Annotated in this window: 5 protein-coding genes; 3 read left to right on the top strand and 2 right to left on the bottom strand. The window is 63.6% G+C overall.

Going from position 1 to position 5384, the window contains the following annotated elements:
* A partial coding sequence (locus tag ACSLE4_RS10210) for a DUF2147 domain-containing protein (protein WP_435904349.1) occupies window positions 1–945 on the top strand: 945 nt, incomplete at its 5' end.
* 75 nt (window positions 946–1020) lie between these two features.
* On the opposite strand, the gene ACSLE4_RS10205 is transcribed toward ACSLE4_RS10210, so the two are convergent.
* Window positions 1021–2733: a long-chain-fatty-acid--CoA ligase gene (locus ACSLE4_RS10205; RefSeq protein WP_435904348.1), complete on the bottom strand. Its 1713-nt coding sequence runs from the start codon at window positions 2731–2733 to the stop codon at window positions 1021–1023.
* A 355-nt stretch (window positions 2734–3088) separates the two neighbouring features.
* On the opposite strand from ACSLE4_RS10205, the gene ACSLE4_RS10200 reads away from it, so the two are divergent.
* A complete protein-coding gene (locus ACSLE4_RS10200; RefSeq protein ID WP_069442112.1) occupies window positions 3089–3358 on the top strand; it encodes an acyl carrier protein in 270 nt (89 codons plus the stop codon).
* Window positions 3359–3423: 65 nt separating this feature from the next.
* Window positions 3424–4662, top strand: a complete 1239-nt coding sequence (locus ACSLE4_RS10195) for a beta-ketoacyl-[acyl-carrier-protein] synthase family protein (RefSeq protein WP_435904347.1) — start codon at window positions 3424–3426, stop codon at window positions 4660–4662.
* Between the two features lie 24 nt (window positions 4663–4686).
* Here the strand turns inward: ACSLE4_RS10195 and ACSLE4_RS10190 are convergent, their stop codons facing one another.
* Window positions 4687–5076 (bottom strand): JAB domain-containing protein, encoded by a 390-nt coding sequence (locus ACSLE4_RS10190; protein WP_435904346.1) that lies wholly within the window; start codon window positions 5074–5076, stop codon window positions 4687–4689.
* Window positions 5077–5384 lie beyond the last annotated feature (308 nt).

The raw sequence follows: 5384 nt of genomic DNA, 5'->3' as shown, positions 1-5384 counted from the left end.
AAGATCCAGGTGTTCCGCTGCGGCTCCAGCAAGCGCTACATCTGCGCCAAGATCGTTTGGCTCCAAGATCCGCTCGACAGTAGCGGCAAGCCGCTGCGCGACGTCCGAAACGAGAACCCGTCGCAGCGCGGTCGCGCCATCCTGGGTCTGCCTATCATCAACGGCATGGCTCCGACCGGCGCCAACCAGTGGAAGGGCAGCATCTACAATCCCGAGGACGGCAACACGTACTCCGCGACGCTGACGATGGTGTCGAACAGCCAGATCACTCTCCGGGGCTGCAAGGGCTGGATTTTGTGCGGTGAGCGCACTTGGCTGCGCACGTCGCTGCCGAAGGAAGAACCGAAGCCCGAGGAGCAGATCGAGGCTTCCGCCGAGCCCGAGAGCGCGCCGGAGACCGAGACCGCCGCCGCCCCTGAGCCCGAGGAGAAGGACGCGTTTGCCGAAGCCGAGATCATGACGCCCGTCGCCAGCACCGCCGGGCAGCCCGGCTACCGCTTCCTGAACGCCTCGACCACCGCGGACGACCATGCCGGCTTCACCGGCGAGAACGTGCCGAGCATGTTCGTCATGACGAAGCCGATCGCCACCGACGCCGATGGCAACGAAGTCGCCGCGACCGAAAGTGCACCGGCACCGCAGCAAGCCGCAGCGCCGCAGCCCGCAGCGCAGCCTGCGACCCGGACGATCCAGGCCAACGCCGCACCTGCGCCGAAGCCTCAGCCGCAAGCCGCGCCGCGCGCGACGGCGGCACCCACAGCTCAGCCCGCCGGAACCGCCGACGGAGAGCCCATCGATACGACCGAGATTGAGGCCGAGACCGAGACCGCGGAAGCGGCGGTGGTCGACCCGCAAAACCTGACCCGGCGGGAGCGGCGGATGCTGCGCCGCCAGCAGCGGGGCATGGAGGAGCAGAGCCAGGGCCTGCTTCCCTGGCTGCGCTAAGGCCGATCGTGTTTCATGATAGCGCGATGCGGGGCAAGCGCCCCGCATGAGGCCTGCGTGTTAGTGGCCGGCTTGTTAGTGGCCAGCTTGCGCGCGTAGCTCTTTCTTGCAGAGCTTGCCGATCATGGTTTTCGGCAGTTCTTCGCGAAACTCGATCGCCACCGGCAATTCAAGCTTCGACAGCTTCGGCCGCAAGAAGGCCATGAGTTCGTCCGCCGTGGCGGTACTCCCCTCTTTCAGCTTCACATAGGCCTTCGGCGCCTCGCCCCGATACGCGTCCGGGACCCCGACCACGCAACACTCGGCCACCGCCGAATGCTCATAGAGCGCATCCTCGACGCGCCGCGGATAGACCTTGAAGCCGGCGGCGTTGATCATGTCTTTGATGCGGTCGACGATGAAGACAAAGCCCTCTTCGTCCATGTAGCCGACGTCGCCCGTGCGGAAAAAACGGCCGGTGAACGCGGACTCCGTCTCGCCGGGCTTCTTCCAATAGCCGGTCATGACTTGCGGGCCGGCGATGCAGATCTCCCCGGGCTCGCCGCGGGCGACCTCTTGCGCCGGATCCTCGAGCGAGCGGATGCTAATCTCGGTGCCGGGCAGCGGCAGACCGATGGAGCCTTCCCGCGTCACGTCGAGCGGATTGCAGGTGGCGACCGGCGAGGTCTCGCTCAAGCCATAGCCTTCCACCAGGTTGCAGCCGGTCAGCGCCTCGAAGCCGCGCTTCACCTCGAGCGGAAGCGCCGCGCCGCCGGAGATGCAGAAGGCGAGCGAGGACAGATCGAACCGCTTGATTCGCGGATGGCGCAGCATGGCTTGGTACAGAGTCGGCACGCCCGGCATCATCGTCGGTCTCAATTTGCCGATGAGCTTCAGCGCCTCGACCAGCTCGAATTTCGGCATGAGGATCATTTCCATGCCGCTGGCCACGCCGAAATTCATCACCGTGGTCATGGCGAACACATGGAACAGCGGCAGCGCGCCGAGCACGCGGTCGACGGCCTCCGGGGGCCGGTTCCCCCACAGCTTCACCTGGGCCACGTTGATGGAGATATTCGCATGGGTGAGCATGGCGCCCTTGGGCGTGCCCGTGGTGCCGCCGGTATATTGCAGCACGGCGATCGAGTCCGGCGTGATGACCGGACGCTCGTAGCGGCCGTCATTGGCCAGCAGGTCCGCCTCGCGGACGATCTGCCGCCGCATGCGGGACAGGCCGACCCTGGCGCGCTTCACCCGGCGCGAGAGCTTGAGCCCCACCTGTTTGAGTGGCGGCAGGAGCGAAGCGAACCTGGCCACCACGGCCTTGTCCAGCGCCCCGCTCTTCAGCATGGCCTCGGTCTTGTCGAACAACAGCGACAGATCGAGCGTCACCATGATCTTGGTGTCGCTGTCGCGGATCTGGAACTCGATCTCCTCCAGGCTGTAGAGCGGGTTGAAGTTGACAACCGTGCCGCCCGCCTTGAGCACCCCGAAATAGAAGATCACGAAGGTCGGCGAGTTGGGCAGCAAGAGCCCGACCTTGACCCCTTCGCCGACGCCGAGCGCCCGCAAGCCTTTCGCGGCCCGGTCCGACAGCGCACCGATCTCGGCGTAACTCAGGCGTTTGCCGAGGAAGTAGGTGCAGGGCCGCGCCCCGAACGCGGCCACTGCATCGTCGAGGAGCTTGTGGACGAGGCCAGGCTTAAAGCTCCGCTCCCAAGAAATACCGGCCGGATAAGCCTTGAGCCACGGACGGTTTCTAGGGTCTTGGGCGGTGTCCACGGGTACCGGATTCGCCTTGCTGGCCATCGGGGTTCAGTTTTTGGCTTGCTTTACCGCCAGTTAACGGCGCCACGGCCACAGACGGGAGGCAATTGGCCGCAAGCACGTTCTTCTACTATTATTGTAGCACGGGGTTGATAAACAGTGCCGCAATGGCCCGCGGGGCCGTGTGGATTATGCTGAAACCAAGGCGACGACAGGCGCAAAAACGCCAATTTTGTTAGCGATTAGAGCGTATAGTATCGGCAAACCGAGCGTGCGGGGCACGGGTAGACTCGACCAGTTTTTAAGTCTATTCCAATGCCTGACTTGCCCTCGGATTAGCTACGTTTTAGCCAGGGACCATTAGACACGGACCCCTCAACGGGGCAGGGAGAGCGATATGGACGAGGTGGCCACCAAGATCATCGAAATTCTGCGTAAGAACATGAAGGACCCATCCAAGGCCGTGGCGCTCGAGACCCCCCTGAGCGAGCTCGAGATTGAGTCCCTCGATCTCGCGGTGATCGTGTTCGACATTGAGGATACCTTTGGTATCGAAATCCCCTATAATGCGAACGAAGAAGTCGAAGCGTTTGCGACGGTCGGCTCTGTGGTCGATCGCGTGAAGGGGATCATCGCAGAATCGAAGGCGTCGGGCGCAGCAGCTTAGACCGGCCGTCCGCTCGAGTCCTTCCCGGGACGTGGACCAGGCTTGGAGTTACGGCTTAACACTACATGACACACTCTAACGGACGCAGGCGCGTCGTGGTCACCGGCCAGGGCGTCGTCACTCCTTTGGGCACGGGCGTTGACAAGTTCTGGGCTGCCATGAAGGGCAGCGCTTGCGGCATCCGCGAGGTCCAGAGCTTCGACACCCAAGACCTGTACATCACGATCGCCGGCGAGGTGCCGGATTTTGATCCGCGAGAGCGCTTGAAGAGCAAGCAGCTGATGCTCGCCGACAAGTATTCCCAATATGCGGGCTGCGCGGCGCATGAAGCCGTGACCCAGTCGAAGCTGGAATATCCGATCAAGGACGCCGACGGCTACCGCGCCGCCTGCATTATCGGCTCCGGCGTCGGCGGCCTAACCACACTCGAATTCTCCTACAAGATGCTGTTCAAGGAGAACAAGCGCGCCACCCATCCGCTGACCCTTCTGAAGGCGATCGGCTCATCGGCGAGCGCGCATGTCAGCATCGAGTACGGCATCAAGGGCCCGACCTTCGGTGTGGTCAGCGCCTGCTCGACCGCGACCCACTCCATCGGTCTCACCTACCGCATGATCCGCGAAGGGCTCGTCGATGTGGGTATCGCCGGCGCGGCGGAAGCCTCGCTCAATTGGGGCGCCACACGCGCCTGGCAGGCCATGCGCGTGCTGAGTCCCGACGGCCTATGGCCGTTCTCCAAGAAGCGCAACGGCACGGTCTTGGCCGAGGGCGCCGGCATTCTGATGTTGGAGGAGTACGAGCGCGCCAGGGATCGCGGCGCGCCGATCCTGGCCGAGCTCATGGGCTACGGCATGACGGCGGACGCGGCCGACATGGTCAACCCGTCCATCGACGGGGCCTCCACCGCCATGCAGCAGGCGCTGGACGACGCGGCGCTGGCGCCGTCCGACATCGACTACGTCAACGCCCACGGCACCGCGACCTTGGTCAATGACATCAACGAGACCCGCGCCATCAAGCGCGTGTTCGGCAATGCCGCCAACAAGCTCTCCATCTCCTCGACCAAGTCGATGCACGGCCATTGCCTGGGCGCCGGCGGCGGGATCGAGGCGATCGCCGCCATCAAGGCGATGCAGGAGAACTTCGTGCCGCCGACGGTCGGTCTCGACGACCCGGATCCGGAATGCGATCTGGACTACACGCCGAATGCCGGCAAGACCCGCGACATCAACTACGTGATGTCGAACAGTTTCGCCTTCGGCGGCTTGAACGCGGTGCTGGTCTTCGGTCCGCCGCCCGCCTAAGGCGCCGGCTCCTCGCTTATCCGACTAAATCAGGCCGAGCCCTCTGAAGCTCGCATGCCCCTGCCTGCCCACGATAATGTGGTCGTGAACCACGACGCCTAAGGGCTTCGCCGCGGCGACGATCTGCTTGGTCATCTCCACATCGGCGCGTGAGGGGGTCGGGTCGCCCGAAGGGTGATTGTGCACCAGCACGATCGCCGTGGCCGAAAGCTCCAGCGCCCGCTTCACCACCTCCCGCACATAGACCGGCGTATGATCCACGGTGCCCTTCTGCTGCACCTCGTCGGCGATCATCTGGTTGCGTTTGTCCAGGAACAGGATGCGGAACTCGGACAAGCCCTTAAGTTTACAGGCGCGCGTCCTAATTACCCTGATCGAAGCTAGTTGCGGGTCCACGGTAGCTCTGACTCGCATGTGTGGACATCCAATTCCAACTCAGGGGGAAGCAACCACCGGTCCAACTAGACAGAGAACCCAAGCCTCAACTATTGGTTTCATAAAGGGCGTCGCTCGCGCTATTCGGGCGTGCGCAAATGCGCGGCCTGGGGCGTGACGCACAAATGAGTGTCTTTGGGACGTCGTGGCCTTCCTGCGGCAGCTACCGGAGCTTACGCCGGGCGAGTATGGGGCCCTTGTGAGGGCCGTTCCCACCCATGACGAGATGATGGAGGGAATGTAGATGGACGGCCCTGGCGGCTTGTATAGATGAGTAAGATTGACCG

Source organism: Methyloceanibacter sp. (assembly GCF_051306395.1).
Taxonomy (GTDB): Bacteria; Pseudomonadota; Alphaproteobacteria; order Rhizobiales; family Methyloligellaceae; genus Methyloceanibacter.
This window is presented reverse-complemented; position numbering and strand designations above follow the sequence as displayed.

Coding starts and splice junctions, on each gene's coding strand:
- ACSLE4_RS10200 (WP_069442112.1), top strand. CDS start 3,089: ATGGACGAGGTGGCCACCAAGATCATCGAAATTCTGCGTAAGAACATG.
- ACSLE4_RS10205 (WP_435904348.1), bottom strand. CDS start 2,733: ATGGCCAGCAAGGCGAATCCGGTACCCGTGGACACCGCCCAAGACCCT.
- ACSLE4_RS10190 (WP_435904346.1), bottom strand. CDS start 5,076: ATGCGAGTCAGAGCTACCGTGGACCCGCAACTAGCTTCGATCAGGGTA.
- ACSLE4_RS10195 (WP_435904347.1), top strand. CDS start 3,424: ATGACACACTCTAACGGACGCAGGCGCGTCGTGGTCACCGGCCAGGGC.